The organism is Amycolatopsis thermoflava N1165, from assembly GCF_000473265.1.
Lineage (GTDB): Bacteria > Actinomycetota > Actinomycetes > Mycobacteriales > Pseudonocardiaceae > Amycolatopsis_E > Amycolatopsis_E thermoflava.
In genome coordinates this window covers 1,738,013-1,761,815 of the sequence record NZ_KI421511.1, presented here as the reverse complement: position 1 = coordinate 1,761,815, position 23,803 = coordinate 1,738,013, and the positions used below count along the sequence as shown (strand labels likewise).

Here is a 23,803-nt window from a genome sequence, read left to right as displayed (position 1 = left end):
GGCCGGTGCAGACCGATTTCACCGCCGTGCCGGACTGGTTCCCGTGGGAGAACAGCGGCGCGTCGATCGCCACCGCGGGCGGGGACGTCGTGCTCCTGATGGTCGATAACCCGCCCGGCCGCAACGCCGCCTTCTACCGCGTCGGGCGCGGGCTGGACCAAACCGGCGCCCTGACCGGCGGGTGGACCGGCTGGCGGCAGGTTCCGGACTGGTTCTCCTGGCAGAACGACGCGGCCGGGGTCGCCGTGGCAGACGTGAACGGCGACGGCGAGCCCGACCTGATCGTCTACCTGATCGACGCGCCGGACGGCCCGAACCAGGCGTTCTACCGCGTCGGCTGGTCCCTCGACCGGGACACCGGCGCGGTCACCGGCGGCTGGACACCCTGGCAGCCGGTGCCGGACTGGTTCGCCTGGCTCAACGCGGGCGGGGACATCACCGTCGCCCGCACCGCCGCCGGCCTGCAGCTGGTCGTGTTCATGGTCGACGCGCCGGCGGGCGCGAACGCCGGTTTCTACCGCAGCGGCACGCTGAACCCGGACGGCGTGGTGACGGACTGGCGGCCGTGGCGTGCGGTGCCCGACTGGGGGTTCTGGGAGAACCAGGGCGCGGCCGTGGCGGTCGCGGATCTCGACGGGGACGGCAACGACGAGCTGATCGTCCTGACCGTCGACAACCCGGCCGGCCAGAACCGCGCGCTGTGCACGATCGGCTGGCGGCTCGACGACGAGGTGCGTCCCGCGGACGGCTGGGGACCGTGGCTCCCGGTGCCGGACTGGGGGTTCTGGGAGAACCAGGGCTGCGGCCTCGCCGTCGCCGGTTTCGGCGGCGAACCGCACTTCGTCGTGCTGGCGGTGGACAACCCGGCCGGGCAGAACGCCGCGCTGCACCGGTTGCTGCACCCGCTCACCGACCTGCACATGGCGCCCGACATGGGGGTCTGGCGCCTGCTCGAACGCGACTCCGGCACCCTCGCTGTGCACGCCGCCCTCCTGCGCACCGGGGACGTGCTGTTCTTCGCCGGGTCGAGCAACGACCCGGACCGGCACAACGCGCACCTCTACGGCACCACGGTCTGGCACTACCCGGGTGATGAGGTCGAACAGCCGCACACGCCGGTCGACCTGTTCTGCGTCGGCCACGCGTTCCTGCCCGACGGCAGGCTCCTCGCCGCCGGGGGCACCGGGCAGTACGACCCGTTCTTCGGGCTGCGGCAGTCGATCGTGTTCGACCCGGACACGCTGACCTGGACGGCGCAACCGGACATGGCGGGCGGCCGGTGGTACCCGTCGCTGCTCGCGCTGGGCGACGGGCGGGTTCTCGCCGTCGCCGGGCTCGACGAGTCCGGCATGCTCAACACCGTCCCCGAGGTCTACACCGGCGGCGCAGGCTGGACCACGCGGCCCGGGTCGGCGCACTGGCCGATGTACGGGCACCTGTTCCTGCTCGCCGACGGTCGCGTGTTCTACAGCGGCGGCCAGTACGGCAGCAACAACGGGGTGCGGCCGAGCGTGTGGGACCTGGCTTCCAACGAGGTGACCGACGTGCCGGGCCTGCCCGGCGCCGGGCTGCGCAACCAGTCGGCGAGCGTGCTGCTGCCGCCGGCGCAGGACCAGCGGGTGATGATCGTCGGCGGCGGGCCGTGGGACATGCACGACCACTCCGGCGCGACCACGTCGGCCGCCATCGCCGATCTGTCCGCGGCCGCGCCCCGCTACACGCCCGCGGCTGACCTGCACATGGCGCGGATGCATCTGTGCGCGACGCTGCTGCCGGACCGGACGGTGCTGGTCAACGGCGGCTCGATGATGGAGGAGCACGTCGACGCGGCGGCGCTGGGCGCCGAGATCTTCGACCCGGCGAGCGGGGCGTGGACGATGGCCGCGGAGAGCCGGGTGCCGCGGCTGTACCACTCGGTCGCGCTGCTGATGCCGGACGGCAAGGTCGTGACCGCGGGCTCCAACCCGGCGCGCAAGACCGAGGAGATGCGCATCGAGGTGTTCTGGCCGCCGTACCTGTTCGCCGGCCCGCGTCCGCTGGTCGTCGTGACCACACCGGAGGTGCACTACGGCGACACGCTGGAGGCCGGCGTCCCGGACCCGGCGGACATCGCGAGCGCGTCGCTGATCCGCCCCGTCGCGACCACGCACTCCAGCGAGCTGGAGCAGCGGCTGGTGGATCTGCCGGTAACGGTGACGGGAGAGGACACGCTCGGGTTGCGGCTGCCCGCGTCGGCGAACCTGGCGCCGCCCGGCTGGTACCTGCTGACGGTGGTGAACCACGTGGGAGTCCCGTCACCCGCGGTGTGGGTGCGGCTGAGCTGACCGGTCAGACCGCCAGGCGCTGGAACAACGCGACCGGGAACGCGCCCGTGCGCACGAGCGTCCGGGCCGTGCGGCGGCCGGCGGCGGCGGTGGCCGCCGCGCGGACCGCGCCGGAGGGCGCCCAGCGGATGTCGTATATCCACAGTGGACCGCCGGGGCGCACGACCCGGTGCAGGGCGGTCACGATCGCGGGGACGTCGGTCCAGTGGTGCATGCTCGCGGTGGACACGACGAGATCGGCGGTGGCGGCCGGCAGCGGGAGGTCCGCCAGGTCGGCGACCGTGAACGTGACCCGGTCCGCGAGGCCCGCCCGCTCGGCGCGCTCGACCGCGACGTCCACCATGGCCTGTTCCAGGTCCACGCCGTGCACCCGCAGATCCGGCCGCCGCTGCGCGATCTCCGCGGCGAGCAGGCCCGTGCCGCAGCCGGCGTCCAGCACCAGCCCGCCGCTCGGCGCCGCCGCGGCGACGTCGTCGGCGACCCGCCGGTGGAGAGTGCGGAACGCGCGGCCCGCGTGCCGGTCGTACGACCGCCCGTCGGCGAAGAGGTGCCGCTGGCCGAGCCCGTGCAGTGTCCGGTGCATGACCGCTCCCTATGATGGTTGACAGTGGCAACTGTGACCGATGCTAGCGTCAACGGTTGCCACTATCAACCATGGAGGTGTGGTGGCGGAGATCGACTCGCTGGAGGCCCTGCTCGCCCGGGTCATGCGGCTGGTCGCGACGCAGGGCGACGAGCCGGCCGGCGACGGGGCGGCGGCGATGACGCTGACCGAGGGCGTCGTGCTCGTCGAACTGCTCGGGGCGGGGGAGGTGACGCAGGCGCAGCTCAGCGCCCGGCTGCGGGTGGACAAGAGCCGGATGAGCCGGGTCTGCTCGTCGCTGGAGCGCAAGGGGCTGGTCGCCCGGGAACGGGACGAGCGCAACCGGCGCAACCTGGTCGTGCGGATCACCGGCGAGGGGACCACCGCGGCGAAGCGGCTCCGCGAAACCTGGCGGGAACGGCACGAACGCATGCTCGGCGCGATGACCGCCGAGGAGCGGCAGGGGCTGATGCTGGGGCTGCGGGCGCTGGCCCGCGAACTCGACGGCTTCCACCCCTCGCAGGAGGCGATCTGACCCCGGGTGATCCCACCCCACAGGGAGATCACCCGGGGCCGGACCCGTCGGCAGGCCGGGACGCCTGCCGTTGCTGGCTTCCCGCCCTGCCCGATTGAGGGCCGCGGTCGCCGGCCGGCCGATTGCCACGCGAACCGGCGCTCGCCCGGCCCGGATGGGGCCATGCGCCGGGGTAAGACACCGCCTGGACGGGGTCACCGTCCAGGCGGCGCTTGCTGCCCGTGCACGGTCCAGACGGGGGTCACCGTCGGGACCGTGCACGGGATTCCTCAGCCCTGCGGTCACCGCCAGGCGGCGGCCGCAGGGCTGGTCGCTGCCCGGGCACGAGCCGGGCGGGATCACCGTCCGGATAGGCGCGGGTATTCCTCAGCCGAGTGCGGTCACGGCCCGGGCGCCGTCCGAACCGGAGTCACCGGCCGGACGGCGCGGCACCCTCAACCCAGCGCGGGCACCGCCAGGCGGCGTTCGTTCGCCGTCGCGTCGTCGGGGGCTTCCTGGGCGGTGCGTTCCGCCTCGACGCGGGCCCGGTAGTGCGCCACCTCGCGGTCGCGGCGCTCGGCGGTCCAGCCCAGCTCCGGGGCGATCAGGTCGGCCACCGCGGGCGCCGCCGCCAGTCCGCGGTCCCGCTGCTCGATCGAGATCCGCGTCCGCCGCGTGAGCACGTCCTCCAGGTGCAGCGCGCCTTCGTGTGTCACGGCGTACACCGCCTCGGCCTTCAGGTAGTCCGGCGCGCCCGGGATCTCCTCGCCCAGCTCCGGCCGCTCACCGACCAGGGCCAGCACCTCCTCGACCGCCGTGCCGTACCGGCCCAGCAGGTGCTCGATCCGCGCCACCGGCAGGCCCGCCCGCCGCGCGAGCGCGTACCGGCCCTCCCAGACCTCCGCGTACCCGCGCGCGCCCACGATCGGCAGCTTGTCCGTCCACGACGGCGGCGCCGGACGGTCCACATCGGACATCGCCGCGTCCACCGCGTCCGCGGCCATCACCCGGTACGTCGTGTACTTCCCACCGGCCACGACCACCAGTCCCGGCACCGGGTGCGCCACCGCGTGCTCCCGCGACAGCTTCGTCGTCGCGGTCGCCTTCGCCGCCAGCAGCGGCCGCAGCCCGGCGTACACGCCCTCGATGTCGTCGCGCGTCAACGGCTTGCGCAGCACCGCGTTCACGTGGTCGAGCACGTAGTCCACGTCCGCGCGGCTGGCCGCCGGGTGCTCGCGGTCCAGGTCCCACTCGGTGTCCGTGGTGCCGACGATCCAGTGCGGGCCCCACGGGATCACGAACAGCACGCTCTTCTCGGTGCGCAGGATCAGCCCGGTGTCCAGGTCGATCTTCTCCCGCGGCACCACCAGGTGGATGCCCTTCGACGCGCGCACCGTGAACGGCTTCTCGACGCCGGCGGCCTCGGCGATGTCGTCGCTCCACACCCCGGTCGCGGCGATCACCACCCGCGCCCGGACGGTGATCTCCGCGCCGCTCTCCCGGTCGGTGACCCGCGCGCCCACGACCCGCTCGCCGTCGCGGACCAGCGAGGTCACCCGCGTCCTGGTGACCACCGCCGCGCCCTGGTCGGCCGCCGTGCGCGCGATCATCATCGTGTGCCGCGCGTCGTCGACCTGCGCGTCGTAGTACTGGATCGCGCCGATCAGCGCGTCGTCGGCGAGGCCGGGCGCCACCTCGAACGCGCGCCGCCGGCTCAGGTGCCGGTGCCGCGGCAGCGCCCGCGCCCCGCCGAGCGTGTCGTACAACGTGACCCCGGCCCCGATGTAGCCGCGCTCCCAGACCCGGTGCTGGAGCGGCACCAGGAACTTCACCGGCCGCACCAGGTGCGGCGCGAGGGTGCGCAGCAGCAGCCCGCGTTCCCGCAGCGCTTCCCGCACCAGCTTGAAGTCCAGCTGCTCCAGGTAGCGCAGACCGCCGTGGATCAGCTTGCTCGACCGGCTGGACGTGCCCGCGGCCAGGTCGCGGGCCTCGACCAGGGCGACCGACAGCCCGCGCGAAGCCGCGTCCAGCGCGGCGCCCGCGCCGGTCACGCCGCCACCGACGACGAGCACGTCGAACTCTTCGTTCGCCAGCCGCCGCAGCGCGTCGCCGCGGTAGGCGGGGGACAGGGGTTGGGACACGGCTCTCTCCTCTTTTCCAGGCCTGGTGCCGGAGCGGCGAGCCGCCTCCAGGCGTCGCCACGCGGGCCGCTCCGGCACGGGATTCACTCGACGTCGACCCAGTCGAGGGTGCGGCCGACGGCCTTCTGCCAGCCGGCGTACCCCTCGGCGCGCTGGGCGTCGTTCCACGACGGCTCCCAGCGCCGGTCCTCGTTCCAGTTCTGTTCCAGCTCGTCGGTCGACCGCCAGAACCCGGCGGCCAGCCCGGCCGCGTAGGCGGCCCCGAGCGCGGTGGTCTCGGCGACGACCGGCCGGGACACCGGCACGCCCAGGATGTCCGCCTGCAGCTGCATGCACAGCTCGTTCGCGGTGACGCCGCCGTCGACGCGCAGCACGTCGAGCGTGACGCCGGAGTCGTTCTGCATGGCCTCCACGACGTCGCGCGTCTGGTAGCAGATCGATTCCAGGGTGGCGCGCGCCAGGTGGGCGTTGGTGGTGGCGCGGGTCAGGCCGACGATCGCGCCGCGGGCGTCGGAACGCCAGTACGGCGCGAACAGCCCGGAGAACGCCGGGACGAAGTAGATCCCGCCGTTGTCCTCGACCTGCCGGGCCAGGGTCTCGCTCTGCGAGGCGCCGCTGATGATGCCGAGCTGGTCGCGCAGCCACTGCACCGCCGACCCGGTGACCGCGATGGAGCCTTCCAGCGCGTACACCGGCTTGTCGTCGCCGAATTGGTAGCACAGGGTGGTGAGCAGCCCGTGCTTCGACCGCACCAGCTCGTGGCCGGTGTTGAGCAGCAGGAAGTTGCCGGTGCCGTAGGTGTTCTTGGCCTCGCCGGGGCGGAAGCACACCTGGCCGACGGTGGCCGCCTGCTGATCGCCGAGCACGCCGGTGATCGCGATCTCGCCGCCGAGCGGTCCGTCGGCGCGGGTGGTGCCGAAGTGGCCGGACGACGGCTTGATCTCCGGCAGCATCCGGCGCGGGATGCCGAAGAACGACAGCAGCTCGTCGTCCCAGTCCAGCTTCTCCAGGTCCATCAGCATGGTGCGGGAGGCGTTGGTGACGTCGGTGACGTGCACGCCGCCGTCCACCCCGCCGGTGAGGTTCCAGATCAGCCAGCTGTCGGTGGTGCCGAACAGGGCGTCGCCGTTCTCCGCGTCGGCCCGGACCCCGTCGACGTTCTCCAGGATCCACTGCAGCTTGCCGCCGGAGAAATACGTGGCGGGCGGCAGCCCGGCCTTGCGGCGGATCACCTCGCCCTGGCCGCCCCGCTCCAGCGCGGAGGCGATCCGGTCGGTGCGGGTGTCCTGCCAGACGATGGCGTTGGTGTAGGGGCGGCCGGTGCGCCGGTTCCACACCACGGTGGTCTCGCGCTGGTTGGTGATGCCCAGCGCGGCCAGGTCGGCGACCGTCAGGTTCGCCTTGGTCAGCGCGCTCGCGATCACCGCGCGGGTGCGCTCCCAGATCTCGGTGGGGTTGTGCTCGACCCAGCCCGGCCGGGGCAGGATCTGCTCGTGCTCCAGCTGGTGGCGGGCGATCTCGTTGCCGCCGTGGTCGAAGATCATGAACCGGGTGCTGGTGGTGCCCTGGTCGACGGCACCGACGAAATCGGGCATGGTCACTCCTTCGTGAACTCAGGCGGTGGGCTCGAGGGCCTTGGCGGGCCCGATGTCCTCGGTGCGGGGCAGGTGGCGGCTGATGAAGTACTTGTAGATCGCGCCGCCGATGACCGCGCCGACGATCGGCGCGAGGATCGGGACCCACCAGTACGGGTTGCCGTACTGGTCGCTCCACGCGGTGTCGTAGCCGGTCAGCCAGGACGCCAGGCGCGGCCCGAAGTCGCGGGCCGGGTTGATGGCGTAGCCGGCGTTGGTGCCCCAGGCCATGCCGATCGCGACGACCAGGAAGCCGACGACGACCGGGCCGAGGTTGGCCGCCGGCGCGGTGTTGCGCAGGTCGGTGATCGCGAAGATGACCAGCGCCAGGATCGCGGTGCCGATCACCTGGTCGCGGAAGGCGCCCCAGTCGCCCACCGGCAGGGTGCCGTTGCCCGGCAGGGTCGAGAACACGCCCTGGGTCTTGATGGTCAGGCCCGGGTCGACGGCGTTCAGGACCTCGGTGTAGTTCCAGCGCACCAGCAGCGCGGCGACGAACGCGCCGGCGGTCTGGGCCAGCGCGTAGGGCGCCACCTTGCGCCAGGAGAAGCCCTGGAACACGGCGAGCGCGACGGTGATCGCGGGGTTGAGGTGGGCGCCGCTGATCCGCGATGCGACGTAGACGCCCAGCGTGACGCCGATGCCCCAGGCCCAGGCGATGCTGTCGTGGTCCCCGATGCCGGCGGCCGACACCTGGGCCACCACCCCGCATCCGAACAGGATGAGGATCATCGTCCCCACGAACTCGGCGGCGAGTTCGCCGGCGAGTCCGTGAGCCTTGAGGCTTCGCGTCATTGCTTCCTCCACAAAGGACCGGTTCCCCCGTTGGTGACGCCGAAGCTATGACCGGCGGTGAGACCGCGGCAACGCGCGGTGGTCGGCATTGTCGAACACTCGGAAGTGCGGTTCGACATTGTCGAACCCGCGGCGGGCGGGTTAGGGTCCCCGCTGTGCCGGGTCCCATCCAGTCCATCGAGCGCGCCGCCGCGATCCTCCGGCTGCTGGCGCGCGGTTCCGGGCGCCTCGGCGTCGTGGAGATCGCCGAGTCGCTCGAGCTGGCCAAGGGCACCGCGCACGGCATCCTGCGCACCCTCGCCGGCGTCGGGTTCGTCGAGCAGGACCGCGACACCGGCAAGTACCAGCTCGGCGCCGCCCTGCTGCACCTGGGCAGCAGCTACCTCGACGTGAACGAGCTGCGCTCCCGCGCCATCAACTGGGCCGACGCGCTGGCCGCCCGCAGCGGCGAGGCGGTGCGCATCGGCGCGCCGCTGGAGGGCCGGGTGCTGGTGGTGCACCACGTGTTCCGCCCGGACGACAGCCCGCAGACCCTGGACGTCGGCGCGATGCTGCCGCTGCACGCCACCGCGCTGGGCAAGGTGCTGCTCGCCTACGACGCCGCGCTGCTGGCGTCCTGGCGCGCGGCCGGGCCGGAGGCCTACACCCGGCGCACCCTGCCGCCTGCCGCGGTCGCCCGCGCGCTGGCCGAGGTCCGCCGGGCAGGCTGGGCGGCCGAGCGCGGCGAGATGGTGCCCGGCGAGGCCGGGATCGCCGCGCCCATCCGCGGGCACGGTGGCATCGTGGTCGGCGCGATCGGCGTCTCCGGCGCCGAGGACCGGATCTGCGAGCCCAGCGGGCACCCGAAACCGCGGCTGCTGGAGCAGGTCCGCGACGCGGCCAGGGCGGTCTCCCGCGACCTCGTCGCGTCCCGGTGAGGAGGAGGTGATCCGGTGCAGCACTACGTGATGGCGGTCGACCAGGGCACCACGTCGACCCGGTGCATCCTGTTCGACGCCCGCGGGCGGCTGGTGTCCGTGGCGCAGCGCGAGCACCAGCAGCACTTCCCGCGCCCGGGCTGGGTCGAGCACGACGCGACCGAGATCTGGCGCAACCTCGGCCGGATCGTGCCGCAGGCGCTGGCCGACGCGGGCATCGGCGCGGAGCAGGTCGCCGCGCTCGGCATCGCCAACCAGCGCGAGACGACCGTGCTGTGGGACCGGCACACGGGCGTGCCCGTGGGGCGGGCGATCGTGTGGCAGGACACGCGCACCGACGCGATGGTCGAGGCGCTGGCCCGCGAGCCGGGCGCGGACCGCGTCCGGCGGCTGTGCGGGCTGCCGCTGGCGACGTACTTCTCGGCGCCGCGCATCCGCTGGCAGCTGGAGCACATGCCGGGGCTGCGCGAGCGGGCCGAGCGCGGGGACGTGCTGTTCGGCACGATCGAGAGCTGGCTGATCTGGAATCTCACCGGCGGGCCGGACGGCGGCCTGCACGTCACCGACGTCACCAACGCCTCGCGCACGATGCTGATGAACCTGCGGACGCTGTCCTGGGACGACGAGCTGCTGGAGTTCTTCGACGTGCCGCGCGCGATGCTGCCGGAGATCCGCTCGTCCACCGAGGTGTACGGCACGACGTCGCGGGTGGTGCCGGGGATCCGGATCGCCGCCGCGCTCGGCGACCAGCAGGCCGCGTTGTTCGGCCAGACGTGCTTCGCGCCGGGCGAGGCGAAGTGCACGTACGGCACCGGCAGTTTCCTCCTGCTCAACACGGGGACCACGCCGGTGCTGTCCACGCACGGCATGCTCACCACGGTCGGGTTCCGCATCGGCGAGGAGCCCGCGGTGTACGCGCTGGAAGGCTCGATCGCCGTCACCGGGTCGCTGGTCCAGTGGTTCCGCGACGGGCTCGGCCTGATCGGCAGCGCGCCGGAGATCGAGACGCTGGCGCGGACGGTCGAGGACAACGGCGGTTGCTACATCGTGCCGGCGTTCTCGGGGTTGTTCGCGCCGCACTGGCACAGCGAGGCGCGCGGCGTGATCGCCGGGCTCACCTCCTACATCACCAAGGGGCACCTGGCGCGGGCGGTGCTGGAGGCCACCGGCTGGCAGACGCGCGAGGTGGTGGAGGCGATGAACGCCGACTCCGGGCTCGCGTTGTCCACACTGCGCGTCGACGGCGGGATGACCGCGGACAACCTGCTGATGCAGTTCGTCGCGGACGTCCTGGACGTGCCGGTGGTGCGCCCGATGGTGGCCGAGACCGTGTCGCTGGGCGCGGCCTACGCGGCGGGGCTGTCGGTCGGGTACTGGCCGGACCTGGAGGGGCTGCGGCGCAACTGGCACCGCGCCGGTCAGTGGCTGCCGGAGATGGACCCGTCCCGCCGCGAGCGGGAGTACGCGCACTGGCGGCAGGCGGTGGAGCTGACGTTCGGCTGGACCCGCCCGTCCCCGGCGGCGACCGCAGGCACCGACGTGACCGAGCTGGTGCAGGCCGACCACCGGCGGATGGAGGAGCTGTTCCGCGAGCTGCGCAACGACGAGGCCGACCGGGCCGCGCTGGCGGGTGAGCTGGTGTCGCTGCTGACCGCCCACGCCACGGCGACTTCGCGGGTCCTGCACCCGGCCGCGCCCGGGACGGACATCGCCGCCGACGTGCGCGCGCTGGCGGAGGCCGCTTCGGAGAAGGCGTTGCTGCGCCTGGAAACCGTTGTGGAGGACCACATCCGCGCGGAGGAGCGCGGCCTGCTGAACGAGCTGCGCCGCACGGTGTCGCCCGCCGAGCGGCTGAGCCTGGGGCGGGCGTTCGCGGCGGAACGCGCGCGCCGGCTGGACGCCACGCCGGATCCACGGCGCGGGCTGCGCCTGTGAAGGGCAGCCCACGCCGGAGCGTTCAGCGGATCAGGTCCTCCACCGTCGGGGCGATCGTGCCGAACAGGTCGCCGATCGTCGTCAGGGCCGCGGTCCGCAGCGTGCCCGCCACCACCGGCGTGCCGTCCGGGGCGGGCAGGCTCCGCGTGGCGGTGGCCTCGGCGACGACCGTCGGGCGGTAGCCGCGGTTGAAGGCGCCCTGGGCGGTGAACGTGACACACATGTGGGTCATGAAACCGGCCAGCACCAGCTCCGCGCCGGAACCCAGCTCGCGCAGCACCTTCTCCAGCCCGGTCTCGTGGAAGGCGTCCGGGAACCGCTTGACCACCACGGGCTCACCCTCGCCGGGCGACACCTCGGGGCTGATCGCGCCGATGTCGGCCCGGATGTCGTACGGGCTGCCGGGCCCGCCGTCGTTGATGACGTGCACGACCGGCGCGCCGGCCGCGCGGGCGGCGGCGAGCAGGCGGGCCGCCGCGGCGAGAGCGGGCTCGGCGCCTTCGAGGGCCATCACCCCGGTGCGGTAGGTGTTCTGGAAGTCGATCAGCACGACGGTGGCGTCGGCGAGCCGGGGCACCCCGGCGCCGAGGCCCAACACGTCCCGCAGAGTCGGGGAAACGGGCATGACGAAACTCCTTCTGGGCAGGGAAACGGCAGGCGCGGCGGGAGTGCCGCGCCCGGAATCAGCGGGTCAGACGGTGGTGCGGAACCGGCGTCGGTAGGCCGCCGGCGTGGTGCCGATCTGCTTGCGCATCGCCCGGTGCAGGGTCTCCACCGAGCCGAGCCCGCATGCCGCGGCGATCCGGTCCAGCGGCTCGTCGGTGCTCTCCAGCAGACGGCGCGCGGCCTCCACCCGGGCGGCCTCGACGTAGGCGGCGGGCGGATGGCCGGTCTCCTGCCGGAAGACCCGGGCGAAGTGCCGCTCGCTCAGGCACATCCGGGCCGCCAGCGCCGCGGTGGACAGGTCGCCGTCGAGGTGGTCGGCGATGAACATCCGCAGCTCGTCGATGTCCCGGCGGGAGGCGGGCGGCGTGCTCAGCGGGACCGAGAACTGGCTCTGCCCGCCCTGGCGCTTGAGGTACATGACCAGCTGCCGCGCCACATCCAGGGCGACCTCCTCGCCGAGGTCCTCGGCCACCAGCGCCAGCGCGAGGTCCATGCAGGCGCTGATCCCGGCGCCGGTCCACACGTTCCCGCTGCGCACGAAGATCGGGTCGGGGTCCACCCGCACCGCCGGGTGGTCGGCGGCCAGCTGCGCGGCGGTCGACCAGTGGGTGGTGGCGGTCTTGCCGTCCAGCAGCCCGGCCGCGGCCACCACGTGCGCTCCCACGCACACCGAGGCGACCCGGCGCGCCTGCGGCGCGGTCGCCTTGACCCAGGTCACCACCTCCTGGTCGATCCGCGCGACCGGCCCGCCCGGGCGCAGGTCGACCGCGCCGGGCACCAGGAGCGTGTCCAGCGCGCCGTCCACGTCGGCGAACGCCAGATCCGTCACCAGCCGCACCCCCGCCGACGTGGCCACGACGCCGCCGTCCGGTCCGGCGAGCTGGACGACGTAGCCCGCCGCGCCCCGGGTCGCCCGGTTGGCCAGCGTGAACACCTCGGCCGGGCCGGTGACGTCGAGGAGGTCGACGTCGGGGAAGACCGCGATCACGACACGGCGGGTGGTTGGCATGCACCCATCGTGACCGGCGGCCGGCCATGGCGGCAATGACGGTGTTCTGTCACATCCGGACACGCCTCACAATCGAGGGCGCTGTCTCGTCGAACAGCGGGAGCACGTCACCGAGGGAGCCGCCATGACCACCGATCCGGGCCTGAGCGCCGTCGTCAGCGAGCGGCGTCAGCTGATCAACCTCGCCTACCGGCTGCTCGGCACGCTGGCCGACGCCGAGGACGTCGTGCAGGAGACCTACGCCCGGTGGTACTCCCTGTCCCGCGCGCAGCAGGAGGCGATCGCCTCCCCGGGCGCGTGGCTGACGACGGTGGCCAGCCGGATCTGCCTCGACCTGCTCGGCTCGGCCCGCGCCCGCCGCGAGCGGTACGTCGGCGAGTGGATCCCGGAGCCGCTGCCCGACCGCGGGTCCGCCGCCGACCCGGCCGACCGCGTCACGCTCGACGAGTCGGTCAGCATGGCCTTCCTCGTGGTGCTCGACGCGATGACCCCGGCCGAGCGGGTGGCGTTCGTGCTGCACGACGTGTTCGGCTACCCGTTCGCCGAGGTCGCCGAGATCGTCGGCCGCACACCCGCGGCGTGCCGTCAGCTGGCCACGTCGGCGCGGCGCCGCGTCCGCGACGCGCGGGTGCCCGCCACCTCCGCCGAGCAGCGGGCGGCGGTCGTGCGGAACTTCAAGCGCGCGTGGGAAAACCGGGACATCCGGGCGCTGGTCGGCCTGCTCGACCCCGGCGCGACGGTGGTCGCCGACGGCGGCGGGCTCGTCAGCGCCGCGCCGCACCCGATCGAAGGCGCGGCGGAGATCGCCCGCTACATGGCCGCGCTCGTCGAGCAGGCCCCCGGCCTGGGCCTGGAGGAACGCCCGGTCAACGGCCAGCCCGGCCTGGTGGTCCGGCACGCCGGCCGCACCGAGGCGGTGCTGGCGTTCGAGGTCGACGGCGACCGCGTCAGCCGGATCTGGGCGGTGCGCAACCCGGAGAAACTGCGGCCCTGGACCGATTCCTGACCCCTGCCCGGTTTGTCTAGGCTGGTGCCCGGACGACGGGGGTGGGCGATGAGCGTGCGCAGTGCGGAGTTCCACGACATGGTGGACGCGCTGGCGGAGGTCGAGCGCGGCAAGGGCAGCGAGTACACGTCCTTCAGCGTGCGCGGCAAGCGGTTCGGCTACTACTGGCCGCGCACGGAGACCGTGGGGCTGAAGCAGACGCTGATCGAGCAGCAGGCGCTGGTCGCGGAGCGGCCGGAGGTGTTCGAGGAGCAGTTCACCGCGGGCGGGTTCGGCTGGGTGGTGGTCCACCTGGCCGGCATCGACGCCGACGAGCTGGCCGAACTGGTCTACGAGGCGTGGCGGCTGTCCGCGCCGGAGGAGCTCATCGCCGCGCAGCCGTTGCCGCGCTAGCGATCACCACGTCATCGGCGGCACGATCTCGCCGGTCGCGCGCCCGTCCGCGGTGAGCAGCCAGCCCATCCGCTTCGGGGTGCGCAGGTTGATCCCGTTGTCCCGCACGGTGAGCCACGGCAGCTTCTCCCCGATGAGGCGCTCCAGGCGCAGCAGATCGGCCAGCGACCGGGTCCACACGGTGAAGGCGATGTTGCTGTCGCCGGTGGTGGACAGGCACATCCGCAGCTCCGGCAGCGTGGTGATCGCGTCGACGGTGCGTTGCTGGTCGGCCGGGGCGACGCTGGCCAGCCAGGTGCTGCTGATCGGCCAGCGCGACACCGACTGGGCGACCTCGCACCGGAACGACAACAGCCCCGAGGCGAGCAGCCGGGCCAGCTGCCGCCGCACGGTCGCCGGGTTGCGGCCGGTCAGCGACGCGAGCTCGGCGGCCGTGCGCCGCCCGTCGTGCGCCAGCGCGGAGATCAGCGGGCCTGCGTTCGGCGGCGGGGTCACGCCCGGTACCGGGCGGGTGGCCCGGGCGGCGGCCTCGAACGCCAGCTCCTGCGACCGGTTCAGGGCGTCCAGCCGCCACGAGCTGCCGTCGCGGTGGGTGGCGCTGACGACGTGCGTGCGCTGCCGCTGCAGGCCGGGCATCCGCGGCAGGTCGTCGAGCACGAACGTGGTGAGCCCGGCCAGGTCGGGGGTGATCACGGTGAGCAGCAGGTCCCGGCCGCGCGTCGACTCCTCGACGGTGACCGCCCGCGGATCCGCGCACACCGCCCGCACCACCTCGTCCCGCGCGCCGGGCAGGCAGTCCACCTCGACCAGAGCAAGGACGACTCGCCGGTAGTCGCCGCCGGGGTGGGCCGTCACCCACGCCACCCCGGCCTCCCGCAGGCGGGCCCAGCGCGCCGCCACCGTCGCCGGGGTCGTGCCCAGGATCCTGGCCGCGTCCGCCCAGGTCACCCGCGGCGCGATCTGCAGCCCGTGGAGCAGCTCGAGGTCCCGCTCGTCCAGATCCGGATGCACGAAAACCTCCCCGATCCCGGAAACGATGCGCGAATCATTCGATTTCGGCGGCCAAAGGGTAGCCGTTGCGCAAACTCCTGGGAACAACGTGACGACGAGGAGGGCGAGAACGGATGTCGGTCGTGGCGGACGCCAGGGCGATGGCGGAGGACCTCATCCGGCTGCGGCGGGACCTGCACCGCGAGCCGGAGGTCGGCCTGCACCTGCCCCGCACGCAGGAGCGCGTGCTCGCGGCGCTGGACGGCCTGCCGCTGGAGATCACCACCGGCCGCAGCTCCACCGCGGTGACCGCCGTGCTCCGGGGCGCCGGGTCCGGCCGGGCGGTGCTGCTGCGCGCCGACATGGACGGGCTGCCCGTGCAGGAGGCGACCGGGCTGGACTACGCCTCGCGTGCCGAGGGGACCATGCACGCCTGCGGGCACGACCTGCACACCGCGATGCTCGCCGGCGCGGCCCGGCTGCTGTCCGACCGCCGCGACCGGCTGGGCGGGGACGTGGTGTTCATGTTCCAGCCGGGGGAGGAGGGCTGGGAGGGCGCGCGGGCCATGATCGACGAAGGCGTGCTCGACGCGGCAGGCCCGCGTGTCGAGGCCGCCTACGGGCTGCACGTGTTCTCCACGTTCGAGCCCGGTTTCACCAGCAGGCCAGGGCCGATGATGGCCGCCTCGGCGTCGTTCGCGGTCACCGTGCGCGGCCGCGGCGGGCACGGCTCCGCCCCGCACCTGGCGCGCGACCCGGTGCCGGTCGCCGCCGAGATGATCACCGCGCTGCAGACGATGGTCACCCGCCGCTTCGACGTCTTCGACCCCGTGGTGCTTACCGTCGGGGTGGTGCGGGCGGGATCCCGCAGCAACATCATCCCGGAGACCGCGCGGTTCGAGGCCACCGTCCGGACCTTCTCCCGCGACGCCGGGCAGCGCGTGCGGGACGCCGCGGTCCGGCTGGTGCGGGGCATCGCGCAGGCCCACGACGTCGAGGCCGACGCCGAGTACCTGGAAGCCCGTCCCGCGACGGTCAACGACGACGGCGAGACCGCGTTCGCCCGCGACGTGGTGCGCGAGACGTTCGGCGACGACGGCTACGCCACCATGCCCAACCCCATCGCCGGCGCCGAGGACTTCTCCCGCGTCCTGGCCGAGGTGCCCGGCTGCTTCCTCGCCCTCGGCGCGCTGCCCGCCGGCGCCGACCCGCGCCGGGCGGCGTTCAACCACAGCCCGCACGCCGTGTTCGACGACTCCGTGCTCGCCGACGGCGCGGCCCTGTTCACCGAGCTGGCACGACGCCGGCTCGCGTCCGAAGGAGACCGACCATGACCGAGACCGCGCAGCGCGGCACCCGGGCCCCGGCCACGCGCCGCACCACCACGCTCGTCGGCACCGGCCTCGGGCACGCGCTCGAGTGGTACGACTGGGGCATCTACGCGATCTTCGTGCCGTTCTTCGCCACCCAGTTCTTCGACCGCGGCAACCAGTTCTCCGCGATGCTGTCCAGCCTGGCCGTGTTCGCCGTCGGGTTCGTCGCGCGGCCGCTGGGCGGGCTGCTGTTCGGCTGGTTCGCCGACCGCGCCGGGCGGCGGACCGCGATGACGGTGACGGTCGCGACCATCGCGGGCGCCAGCTTCGCCATCGGTGTCGCCCCCACCTACGCCGCCGTCGGAGCGTGGGCGTCGCTGATCCTGCTGCTCGCCCGCGTGGTGCAGGGCCTGGCCTGCGGCGGGGAACTGCCGTCGGCGCAGACCTACTTGTCCGAAATGGCGCCCGCGGCCCAGCGCGGGCGGTGGTCCAGCCTGATCTACATCGCCAGCGTCTTCGGCAACACCGTCGGCGTCGTGCTGGGGCTCGTCCTCACGGTCGTGCTGACGCCGGAGCAGATGCAGTCCTTCGGCTGGCGCATCCCGTTCCTGCTCGGCGGCGTGTTCGGGCTGGTGGCCGTCTACATGCGACGGAACCTGGCCGAGAGCGAGACCTTCACCGCGTCGCGGCGGCGCGAGAAGGCCCGGCTGTGGCCGGCGATCGTGGAGCACCGCAGGCAGGCGCTGCAGGTGATCGGGCTGTCCGTCGGGTTCACCGTCGTCTACTACTCGTGGGTGATCGCCGCCCCGGCGTACGCCATCAGCTCCCTGCACATCGGGTCGACCGCCGCGCTGTGGGCCGGGGTCGGGTCGGCGGTGATCCTCATGGTCACGATGCCGTTCTGGGGCATGCTGTCGGACCGGATCGGGCGCAAGCCGGTGCTGCTGATCTCCACCCTCGGGTGCGCGGCGCTGCTGTTCCCGGTGCAGTTCCTCGTGCGCACCAGCGCGTGGCAGCTGTTCCTGGGCATGAGCCTGGCGGCGGTGTTCATCTCCGCGGGCGTGTCGATCCTGCCCGCGGTGTACGCGGAGATGTTCCCGACCGCGATCCGCGCGCTGGGGCTCGCCGTGCCGTACTCGATCGCCGTCGCGGCCTTCGGCGGGACCGCGCCGTATCTTCAGGCGTGGGTGGGCGCCGAGTTCGGCCGGTCCGCCTTCACCGGATACCTCGTCCTGCTGATGCTGGTGTCCACCGCCGCCATCGCCACCCTGCCCGAGACCCGAGCCAAGGAACTGAGCTGAACCATGTCCCTGCTGGACGCGCTGACCGACGGCCACCGCATCGCCGACCTCTCGCAGCCGCTGGAGAACGGCATGCCGTCCTCGCCGACGCACCCGCCGTTCCGGTTCGCGCTCGCCCAGCGGCACGGTGACGTCGTCCGCGAAGACGGCCTCACCGGGTCGCACGAGCTGATCGTGATGGGCGGGCACGTCGGCACCCACATGGACGCGGTCAGCCACGTCGCGGCCGACGGCGTCCTGCACGGCGGGGTGCCGGTGGCGCAGGCGCTGGAGCGGGGACGCTACCGGGTCGGCGGCATCGAGGCGGTGCCGCCGATCCTGTGCCGCGGGGTGCTGTTCGACATCCCACGGCTGCGGGAGGTGCCCCGGCTCGGACCGGGGGAGGCCGTCACCGCGGAGGATCTCGCCGCGACCGGTCTGGACGTGCACGCCGGAGACGTCGCCCTCGTCCGCACCGGATGGGCGCAGCTGTGGGACCGGCCTGCGGACTACCTCGGCGGCGAGGGTGGCGTGCCGGGACTGGACGCGAGCGGCGCGGAGTGGCTGGCCGAACGCGGGGTGCGCGCGGTCGGCGGCGACACGATCGCGCTGGAGCAGATCGGCCCGGAGGCGGGGCTGGGGCGGCTGCCGGTGCACCGGATCTTGTTGCAGGAGAACGGGATCAACATCATCGAGGTGATGAACCTGGAGGAGCTGGCGGCGGCCGGGCCGGCGGAGTTCCTGTTCGTGTGCGCGCCGCTGCCGGTCGTCGGGGCCACTGGCGCGCCCGTGCGGCCGCTGGCAGTGTGGTGACGCGTGACCGGTCAGAAGGAACGGATGCTCGCGGGGGAGCTGTACCGCGCGGACGACCCGGAGCTGCAGGCCTCGCTGCGCCGTGCGGCGGAACTGCAGCGGCGGTTCAACGACGGCGGGGACCCGGCGGTGCTGCGTGAGCTGCTGGGCTCGGTCGGGGAGGGCACCGAGGTGCGGCCGCCGCTGTACGTCGACTACGGCTCGCACGTCACCATCGGGCCGCGCGCGTTCCTCAACTACGGCGCGGTGCTGCTGGACGTCGCCCCGATCACGATCGGCGCGGACGCGCAGATCGGCCCCGGCGTGCAGCTGCTGACCCCCACTCACCCGCTCGACGCGCGGCTGCGGCGGGACAAGTGGGAGGCCGCGGAGCCGATCACCCTGCACGACAACGTGTGGCTCGGTGGTGGCGTGATCGTGTGCCCCGGCGTGACGATCGGGGAGAACACGGTGGTGGGCGCGGGGTCGGTGGTGACGCGCGATCTGCCGCCGGACGTGGTGGCGGTCGGCAACCCGGCGCGCGTGGTGAAGAAACTCTGAATTTCCCCCCGTCCCGTCGATCCGGCGCGTGGTGGTTCGACGTACCGGTAAGGACGAGGAGGAAGGACGAGAGCGATGACCACCACGACGCTGCTGACCCGGATCGCACTGGACGACGCGCTCGTCGCCGAGGACCACGCCGAGGAGTGCGGTTTCCTGGACCCGCTGGACCGGATCACCTGCCCGGTGCACCGGCGGTGGATCCACCAGTGCTGCCACAGCGACCTGCACGTCAGCCAGGTCAGCGGGCACCGGTGGTGCCGCCCCTGCAAACGGGCGCTGGAGGTGGCGGTCGACGAGGTGCTCGGCACGGTCGCCCTGAGGTGCCCCAAGTGCGCCCGGGGAAGCCACACCCGCGCCGACGCGCAACTGATCACCGCCTGCGAAGCGAGCCTCGCCGCGGCATCCCGCGCGGTGCGGCGCGCCGCCTGAAAATTCTCGGTCACCTGTGCCCGCCGTGCGTCACTTACCGGTGGAGCGCGACATGACCCTCCGCAAGCTCGGGTGCCCGGTCTCCGAGGCGCGGACGATCGCCGAGGACGCGGTGACCGAGCTCGTCCTTGGCGAACTGAGCGACGGATGTCGGCCTTGCTGCGGGTGCTGCCGGACAAGCAACGCGAGATCGCCGTGCTGCGGGTGGTCGCCGGGTTGTCCGCGCAGGAGACGGCCGAGGTCGTCGGGGTCGACCCCGGGCGCCGTGCGCGTCGCGCAGTACCGGGCGCTCGCGAGCCTGCGCAAGGCCCTCGCCGCGAAGGCTTAGCGCGCCCACTCCGGCACCCACACGTCGCCGCCCGCCGTGGCCCGGTAGCGGCTGTGCAGGTAGCCGAGGAAGCTCGCCAGCACCGGGTGGGCGTTGTCGGCCCGCCAGATCACCGAGTGCGGGTACACCGGCGTCGGGCCGACGACCGGGATCCGGCGCAGGTCGTAGCTCTCCGGCCAGAGGTACCGCGAGCCCTCGCCGACGAAGGTGGCCAGCCGGGCCGAGTCGGCGATCTCCGCGAGCAGCGCTTCGACCCCGAAGCTCGGCCCGATCGTGTCGATGGTCAGCCCGAACGCGGCCCCGAGGTCTTCGTAGTAGCCCTTCGCCTCGGTGTCGGCGAGGCCGGGCATCCAGATCGGGTGCCCGGCGAGCTCGGCGAGCGTCACCGCCGCCGCGCGCGCCAGCGGGTGCCGCGGACCGACCAGCACCTGGTGCCGGTCGTCGATCACACGCGCCGCCCGCAGCCCGGCCGGCACCTTCCCCGCGGCCGCCCGCAGCGACCGGAACGTGGCGTCGAGCGTGCCCGCGCCGACCTCGGCCAGCGCCGACGCGGCGTCCACGGTCAGGGTCACCACGTCCAGTTCGATGCCGGGCTGCTGCCGGTAGAAATCGTGCAGGATGCCGGCGGCCGCGACCCGCCGGTTCAGCACGTCGATCCGCAGCGCCCGCCGCCCCGGCGTGACCGCCGTCAGCGCGCGCTCGGCCGCGCGGAGCAGTTCGCGGGCGTGCGGCAGGAACGCCTGCCCGTCCACCGTCAGCCGCACACCCCCGGCCGCGCGCACGAACAGCCGCACGCCGAGCTGCCGCTCCAGGCCGGCCACCCGTTTCGACGCCGCCTGCTGCGTGACGCCCAGCTCGTCCGCGGCCGCCTGGAACCGGCCCGCCGCGGCGACCGCGGCGAAGGTGCGCACCGCCTCGAGATCCACGACGCCGAACCTACTGCCACAACCAGCGGTTGTGCCGCCGCGTCGAAGCCGTTGTTGACAAAAGGCAGGTAATTACCTGCATAATGGTCGGCGTGAGCGCGGAAGCGATGGACGTGGTGTTCAAGGCACTGGCCGACCCGACCCGGCGGCTGCTGCTCGACCGCCTGCGGGAGCAGAACGGGCAGACCCTGAGCCAGGTGTGCGAGCCGCTGGGCATGGCCCGTCAGTCGGCGACCCAGCACCTCGACGTCCTGGTGCGGGCCAACCTCGTGACCGTGGTGCGCCGCGGCCGGGAACGCCTGCACTACCTCAACCCCGGGCCCATCCACGAGATCGAGCAGCGCTGGATCGCCGAGTTCGACAAACCCCGGCTGCGTGTGCTCGCGGCCATCAAAGACCAGGCAGAGGAGTACGCCATGACCGTCCCGGACTACGTCTACGTCACCTACATCCGCGCGAGCGCCGACCAGGTGTGGCGGGCGCTCACCGACGCGGACCTGACCGCCCGCTACTGGGGGCACGCCAACATCTCCGACTGGCAGCCCGGTTCGGTGTGGGAGCACCGCCGCGTGGACGGGTCGGGCGCCGTGGACGTGGTGGGCAAGGTGCTCGAGTCCGAGCCGCCGACCCGGCTGGTGATCACGTTCGAGGATTCGCTGGGCGAGTCGCGCGATCCGTCGGTGGTCACGTTCCTCGTCGAGCCGCACGAGGAGATCGTGCGCCTCACCGTGACCCACGAGAGGCTGCCCAACGAGGAGATGCGCAACGGCATCTCCAGCGGCTGGCCCGCGGTGCTGGCGAACCTGAAGTCGCTGCTGGAGACCGGTGACGTGCTGCCGCAGGCGCCATGGGAGATGTCGGCGGCGCACGCCTGACCCCGCCGCGCTGAGCGGCCGCCCGCTCTGTGGGACGGCTACCGCGCAACGCCCGGGATCCCCCATGATCGGAGGAACTTCCACGGCTCAGGGGGTGGTGACGGTGGCCCGGATCCTCCGCGCGTTCGGGCGCGCGCTCGGCAGCATCGGTCACGCGATGGTCCCGGTCGGCGCGCCCTACGACGTCGGCTTCGCGTTGCCCCGTCCGGATTACCCGCCCCTGGGCCATCCGGCGGACCGTCTCACGGTGCCGCTCTCCGGACGGGAACGGGAAGCCTTCCACGTGCTCGCCGCGGACCTCGCGCTGTGAACGTGCGGCGGCGGACCGTGCTCGGCATGGCGGGGGTCGCCGCGGCCGGTCCGTTGTGGACAACGGCGGCCGCGGCGGCCGACACTCCCATCGTGAAACCGCTGCCACCGGAGGACTTCACCGTGCTCGGCACGAACGCCGAGCTGCGGTGGGACTCGCCGCACCCGGTCGGCGACGTCGTGCCGGTGTCCCGGTTCTTCGTGCGCAACCACACCGCCACCCCGCTGCTCGACGCGCGGACCTGGCGCCTGGAGATCACCGGCGACGGGCTGCGCGGCGGCCCGGTCACCGTCACCTACGACGACCTGCTGCGCCTGCCGTCGGAAACGATCACCGCGGCCATCGAGTGCGCGGGCAACGGGCGCAGCTTCTTCACCTCGCAGCAGGGGCAGACCGTCGCCGGCACCGCGTGGCGGCTCGGTGCGGTCGGGGTGGCGCGCTGGCGGGGCGTGCCGCTGGCCACGCTGCTGCACCGGGCCGGCCTCGCCCGCGATGCCGTCGACGTGCTGCCCGAAGGCCTCGACGCCGACTACGTCACCGGCGGGGTGAACCTGGGCCGGGTGCGGCGCCCGCTGCCGGTGGGCAAGGCGCTCGACGACGTGCTGGTCGCGTACGAGATGAACGGCGAACCGCTCCCGCCGGACCACGGCTTCCCGGCCCGGCTGGTGGTGCCGGGCTGGATCGGCATCGCGTCCATCAAGTGGCTCGGCCGCATCCAGGTGTCCCGCACCTCGCTCGACTCGCCGTGGGATACGCAGTACTACCGGCTGACCGGCCCGGACTACCCGCCCGAAGGGGTGCTGGTGACGCGGCAGAACACCAAGAGCGTGTTCGAACTGCCGTGGCGGGCGACCCTCGCCGCGGGCCGGGAGCACGTGTTGCGCGGCCGGTCCTGGTCCGGCTCCGGCGGCATCCGCCGGGTCGAGGTGAGCACCGACGACGGCCGCACCTGGCGGCGCGCCGAGTTCGTCGGCAGCGGCCGCGGGTGGCAGCGGTGGACGCTGCGGTGGCGCCCGCACCCGGGCGAGCACACGCTGCGGGCGCGCGCGGTGGACCGCCACGGTGTGGCCCAGCCGGACACCGAGCCGTACAACACGCAGGGCTACCTGTTCGGCGCCGTCGTCCGCCACCCGGTGGTGGCGGTCTGAAGTCGCGGGCCGGTGGCGCTGTCCTGGCCCGCCGCCACGCACGACGGGCGCTGGGCGCGATCCCGGTGGTGGCGGTCCAGGTCGTGTCCGGTGGTTGATCCGGCCGTGGGTGCTTGATCTTGGGTCGGGGTGAGGTGGCGAGGCCTGCCGATGCGCGTGCTGCTCACCCGCGGTCACGCCGGCGACAACCCGCAACTGTTGCCGCTGCTCGACGGGATCGCGGTCGCCCGGATCCCCAACAGGACACGACCTAAGCCGTGCGCGTGTAGAAGAAGTTCTCTCCACCGCCCGGGTCGCCGGTCGTCACGGCGACCGGGCAGCCGAGCACCGTGGACAGTTCCCCGGCCAGCCCGGCGACATCGCCGGGCGCCGCGCCGGGGCGTAGCGCCACCACCAGGTCGAGGTCGGAGTCCGGGCGGTCCTCGCCGCGCGCGGCGGGGCCGGTCGGCCACGCCCGCGTGACCGGGTACCGCGCGAGGACCTCGGTGACGCTCCGGCGCTGCCGCTCCAGGAGTTCGCTCGGGCGCAGCGTGTTCACCAGTTCGGTGGCCAGGTGGAACCCCGCGGCGCGCAGGAGGCGTTCGAGCATCGCGACCGACGGCTGGCGGCGGCCCGCCTCGATCGTCGCCACCGTCGACTGTGGCACGCCGGCCAGGCGCGCCAGTTCCCGTTGCGACATTCGCCGCTGCCCGCGGGCAGCCGACAGCAACTTCGCCGCGGTTCCGGTGACAGCGGATCCGCTCTCGATTCCCTCGCTATCGGTACTCGTTTCGTCACCCATTTTCCCGGTGAATTGTCGCGGCGATTTGCCCGGAGTATAAGTCCACCTCGGACGCCGCCGCGCAAGACGAGCTGTTGAACCGCGTTTCTTACGCGCCAGTAGGCAAGCCGTGAGTAGATCTTGAAGAGAGATCGTTTCCTGGAAATTGTT

Annotated in this window: 23 protein-coding genes and 1 pseudogene; 15 read left to right on the top strand and 9 right to left on the bottom strand. The window is 73.3% G+C overall.

Annotated elements, in window-relative coordinates; genetic code table 11:
• Positions 1-5 precede the first annotated feature (5 nt).
• Positions 6-2,324, top strand: a complete 2,319-nt coding sequence (locus tag AMYTH_RS0108845) for a galactose oxidase-like domain-containing protein (protein WP_027930011.1) — start codon at positions 6-8, stop codon at positions 2,322-2,324.
• Positions 2,325-2,328: 4 nt separating this feature from the next.
• Here the strand turns inward: AMYTH_RS0108845 and AMYTH_RS46965 are convergent, their stop codons facing one another.
• On the bottom strand, positions 2,329-2,907 hold the full coding sequence (locus AMYTH_RS46965) for a class I SAM-dependent methyltransferase (protein WP_051362596.1): 579 nt from the start codon (positions 2,905-2,907) through the stop codon (positions 2,329-2,331).
• 82 nt (positions 2,908-2,989) lie between these two features.
• Here AMYTH_RS46965 and AMYTH_RS44310 point away from each other — a divergent pair, with 82 nt between their 5' ends.
• Positions 2,990-3,442, top strand: coding sequence for a MarR family winged helix-turn-helix transcriptional regulator (locus tag AMYTH_RS44310; protein WP_051362595.1), 453 nt, complete (start codon positions 2,990-2,992; stop codon positions 3,440-3,442).
• A gap of 434 nt (positions 3,443-3,876) precedes the next feature.
• Here the strand turns inward: AMYTH_RS44310 and glpD are convergent, their stop codons facing one another.
• The 3 genes from glpD to AMYTH_RS0108820 all read right to left on the bottom strand — a co-directional run bounded on the left by glpD (position 3,877) and on the right by AMYTH_RS0108820 (position 7,991).
• Positions 3,877-5,562 carry a glycerol-3-phosphate dehydrogenase gene (gene glpD, locus AMYTH_RS0108830; protein ID WP_027930010.1) on the bottom strand — a complete coding sequence of 562 codons (1,686 nt, stop codon included), beginning with the start codon at positions 5,560-5,562 and terminating at the stop codon, positions 3,877-3,879.
• Between the two features lie 83 nt (positions 5,563-5,645).
• A complete protein-coding gene (gene glpK, locus AMYTH_RS0108825; protein ID WP_027930009.1) occupies positions 5,646-7,157 on the bottom strand; it encodes a glycerol kinase GlpK in 1,512 nt (503 codons plus the stop codon).
• 18 nt (positions 7,158-7,175) lie between these two features.
• A complete protein-coding gene (locus tag AMYTH_RS0108820) occupies positions 7,176-7,991 on the bottom strand; it encodes an MIP/aquaporin family protein (RefSeq protein WP_017982659.1) in 816 nt (271 codons plus the stop codon).
• A gap of 155 nt (positions 7,992-8,146) precedes the next feature.
• On the opposite strand from AMYTH_RS0108820, the gene AMYTH_RS0108815 reads away from it, so the two are divergent.
• Positions 8,147-8,908 carry an IclR family transcriptional regulator gene (locus tag AMYTH_RS0108815; RefSeq protein WP_027930008.1) on the top strand — a complete coding sequence of 254 codons (762 nt, stop codon included), beginning with the start codon at positions 8,147-8,149 and terminating at the stop codon, positions 8,906-8,908.
• Between the two features lie 30 nt (positions 8,909-8,938).
• Complete coding sequence (gene glpK, locus AMYTH_RS0108810) at positions 8,939-10,843, top strand: glycerol kinase GlpK (RefSeq protein ID WP_037323524.1); 1,905 nt, start codon at positions 8,939-8,941, stop codon at positions 10,841-10,843.
• A gap of 22 nt (positions 10,844-10,865) precedes the next feature.
• Here the strand turns inward: glpK (AMYTH_RS0108810) and AMYTH_RS0108805 are convergent, their stop codons facing one another.
• Positions 10,866-11,468: an isochorismatase family protein gene (locus tag AMYTH_RS0108805; protein ID WP_027930006.1), complete on the bottom strand. Its 603-nt coding sequence runs from the start codon at positions 11,466-11,468 to the stop codon at positions 10,866-10,868.
• A gap of 66 nt (positions 11,469-11,534) precedes the next feature.
• The gene (locus AMYTH_RS0108800; protein ID WP_027930005.1) at positions 11,535-12,518 is read right to left on the bottom strand and encodes a GlxA family transcriptional regulator; all 984 of its coding nucleotides are present in this window, start codon (positions 12,516-12,518) and stop codon (positions 11,535-11,537) included.
• Between the two features lie 124 nt (positions 12,519-12,642).
• Here AMYTH_RS0108800 and sigJ point away from each other — a divergent pair, with 124 nt between their 5' ends.
• Together sigJ and AMYTH_RS0108790 are read left to right on the top strand one after the other, a co-directional pair.
• Positions 12,643-13,524, top strand: a complete 882-nt coding sequence (gene sigJ / locus AMYTH_RS0108795) for an RNA polymerase sigma factor SigJ (RefSeq protein ID WP_027930004.1) — start codon at positions 12,643-12,645, stop codon at positions 13,522-13,524.
• A 48-nt stretch (positions 13,525-13,572) separates the two neighbouring features.
• Positions 13,573-13,917, top strand: coding sequence for an MmcQ/YjbR family DNA-binding protein (locus tag AMYTH_RS0108790; RefSeq protein WP_017982655.1), 345 nt, complete (start codon positions 13,573-13,575; stop codon positions 13,915-13,917).
• 3 nt (positions 13,918-13,920) lie between these two features.
• Here AMYTH_RS0108790 and AMYTH_RS0108785 read toward each other — a convergent pair whose 3' ends face one another.
• Complete coding sequence (locus AMYTH_RS0108785) at positions 13,921-14,928, bottom strand: Lrp/AsnC family transcriptional regulator (protein ID WP_027930003.1); 1,008 nt, start codon at positions 14,926-14,928, stop codon at positions 13,921-13,923.
• Between the two features lie 113 nt (positions 14,929-15,041).
• Between AMYTH_RS0108785 and AMYTH_RS0108780 the strand changes: the two genes are divergently transcribed.
• The 6 genes and pseudogenes from AMYTH_RS0108780 to AMYTH_RS50225 form a co-directional block, all read left to right on the top strand.
• Positions 15,042-16,241, top strand: coding sequence for a M20 metallopeptidase family protein (locus AMYTH_RS0108780; RefSeq protein ID WP_027930002.1), 1,200 nt, complete (start codon positions 15,042-15,044; stop codon positions 16,239-16,241).
• A complete protein-coding gene (locus tag AMYTH_RS0108775; protein ID WP_027930001.1) occupies positions 16,238-17,521 on the top strand; it encodes an MFS transporter in 1,284 nt (427 codons plus the stop codon). The genes AMYTH_RS0108780 and AMYTH_RS0108775 overlap by 4 nt, the downstream gene beginning before the upstream one ends.
• 3 nt (positions 17,522-17,524) lie before the next feature.
• Positions 17,525-18,313 (top strand): cyclase family protein, encoded by a 789-nt coding sequence (locus AMYTH_RS0108770; RefSeq protein WP_027930000.1) that lies wholly within the window; start codon positions 17,525-17,527, stop codon positions 18,311-18,313.
• Between the two features lie 3 nt (positions 18,314-18,316).
• Positions 18,317-18,853: a sugar O-acetyltransferase gene (locus AMYTH_RS0108765; protein ID WP_027929999.1), complete on the top strand. Its 537-nt coding sequence runs from the start codon at positions 18,317-18,319 to the stop codon at positions 18,851-18,853.
• Between the two features lie 75 nt (positions 18,854-18,928).
• On the top strand, positions 18,929-19,285 hold the full coding sequence (locus AMYTH_RS0108760) for a hypothetical protein (RefSeq protein WP_027929998.1): 357 nt from the start codon (positions 18,929-18,931) through the stop codon (positions 19,283-19,285).
• A gap of 141 nt (positions 19,286-19,426) precedes the next feature.
• Positions 19,427-19,613 (top strand): annotated as a pseudogene (locus AMYTH_RS50225) (sigma factor-like helix-turn-helix DNA-binding protein); the annotation flags it as partial.
• Here the strand turns inward: AMYTH_RS50225 and AMYTH_RS0108750 are convergent.
• Positions 19,610-20,539, bottom strand: coding sequence for a LysR family transcriptional regulator (locus tag AMYTH_RS0108750; RefSeq protein WP_027929996.1), 930 nt, complete (start codon positions 20,537-20,539; stop codon positions 19,610-19,612). The pseudogene AMYTH_RS50225 and the gene AMYTH_RS0108750 sit on opposite strands and share 4 nt — an antisense overlap.
• 83 nt (positions 20,540-20,622) lie before the next feature.
• On the opposite strand from AMYTH_RS0108750, the gene AMYTH_RS0108745 reads away from it, so the two are divergent.
• The 3 genes from AMYTH_RS0108745 to AMYTH_RS0108735 all read left to right on the top strand — a co-directional run bounded on the left by AMYTH_RS0108745 (position 20,623) and on the right by AMYTH_RS0108735 (position 22,872).
• Complete coding sequence (locus tag AMYTH_RS0108745; protein ID WP_027929995.1) at positions 20,623-21,414, top strand: ArsR/SmtB family transcription factor; 792 nt, start codon at positions 20,623-20,625, stop codon at positions 21,412-21,414.
• A 64-nt stretch (positions 21,415-21,478) separates the two neighbouring features.
• Positions 21,479-21,724 (top strand): hypothetical protein, encoded by a 246-nt coding sequence (locus tag AMYTH_RS0108740; protein WP_228684650.1) that lies wholly within the window; start codon positions 21,479-21,481, stop codon positions 21,722-21,724.
• 2 nt (positions 21,725-21,726) lie between these two features.
• Positions 21,727-22,872 (top strand): sulfite oxidase, encoded by a 1,146-nt coding sequence (locus tag AMYTH_RS0108735; protein ID WP_228684648.1) that lies wholly within the window; start codon positions 21,727-21,729, stop codon positions 22,870-22,872.
• A gap of 250 nt (positions 22,873-23,122) precedes the next feature.
• Here AMYTH_RS0108735 and AMYTH_RS47760 read toward each other — a convergent pair whose 3' ends face one another.
• Positions 23,123-23,653, bottom strand: coding sequence for a helix-turn-helix domain-containing protein (locus tag AMYTH_RS47760; protein ID WP_051362593.1), 531 nt, complete (start codon positions 23,651-23,653; stop codon positions 23,123-23,125).
• Positions 23,654-23,803 lie beyond the last annotated feature (150 nt).

Bases quoted from the DNA above. Each gene is read 5' to 3' on its own strand.
- AMYTH_RS46965 (WP_051362596.1), bottom strand. From the start codon at position 2,907: ATGCACCGGACACTGCACGGGCTCGGCCAGCGGCACCTCTTCGCCGAC.
- AMYTH_RS0108820 (WP_017982659.1), bottom strand. From the start codon at position 7,991: ATGACGCGAAGCCTCAAGGCTCACGGACTCGCCGGCGAACTCGCCGCC.
- AMYTH_RS0108770 (WP_027930000.1), top strand. From the start codon at position 17,525: ATGTCCCTGCTGGACGCGCTGACCGACGGCCACCGCATCGCCGACCTC.
- AMYTH_RS0108805 (WP_027930006.1), bottom strand. From the start codon at position 11,468: ATGCCCGTTTCCCCGACTCTGCGGGACGTGTTGGGCCTCGGCGCCGGG.
- glpK (WP_027930009.1), bottom strand. From the start codon at position 7,157: ATGCCCGATTTCGTCGGTGCCGTCGACCAGGGCACCACCAGCACCCGG.
- sigJ (WP_027930004.1), top strand. From the start codon at position 12,643: ATGACCACCGATCCGGGCCTGAGCGCCGTCGTCAGCGAGCGGCGTCAG.
- glpK (WP_037323524.1), top strand. From the start codon at position 8,939: ATGGCGGTCGACCAGGGCACCACGTCGACCCGGTGCATCCTGTTCGAC.
- AMYTH_RS0108760 (WP_027929998.1), top strand. From the start codon at position 18,929: ATGACCACCACGACGCTGCTGACCCGGATCGCACTGGACGACGCGCTC.
- AMYTH_RS0108745 (WP_027929995.1), top strand. From the start codon at position 20,623: ATGGTCGGCGTGAGCGCGGAAGCGATGGACGTGGTGTTCAAGGCACTG.
- AMYTH_RS0108780 (WP_027930002.1), top strand. From the start codon at position 15,042: ATGTCGGTCGTGGCGGACGCCAGGGCGATGGCGGAGGACCTCATCCGG.
- AMYTH_RS0108790 (WP_017982655.1), top strand. From the start codon at position 13,573: ATGAGCGTGCGCAGTGCGGAGTTCCACGACATGGTGGACGCGCTGGCG.
- AMYTH_RS0108800 (WP_027930005.1), bottom strand. From the start codon at position 12,518: ATGCCAACCACCCGCCGTGTCGTGATCGCGGTCTTCCCCGACGTCGAC.
- AMYTH_RS47760 (WP_051362593.1), bottom strand. From the start codon at position 23,653: ATGGGTGACGAAACGAGTACCGATAGCGAGGGAATCGAGAGCGGATCC.
- AMYTH_RS0108740 (WP_228684650.1), top strand. From the start codon at position 21,479: ATGATCGGAGGAACTTCCACGGCTCAGGGGGTGGTGACGGTGGCCCGG.
- AMYTH_RS0108775 (WP_027930001.1), top strand. From the start codon at position 16,238: ATGACCGAGACCGCGCAGCGCGGCACCCGGGCCCCGGCCACGCGCCGC.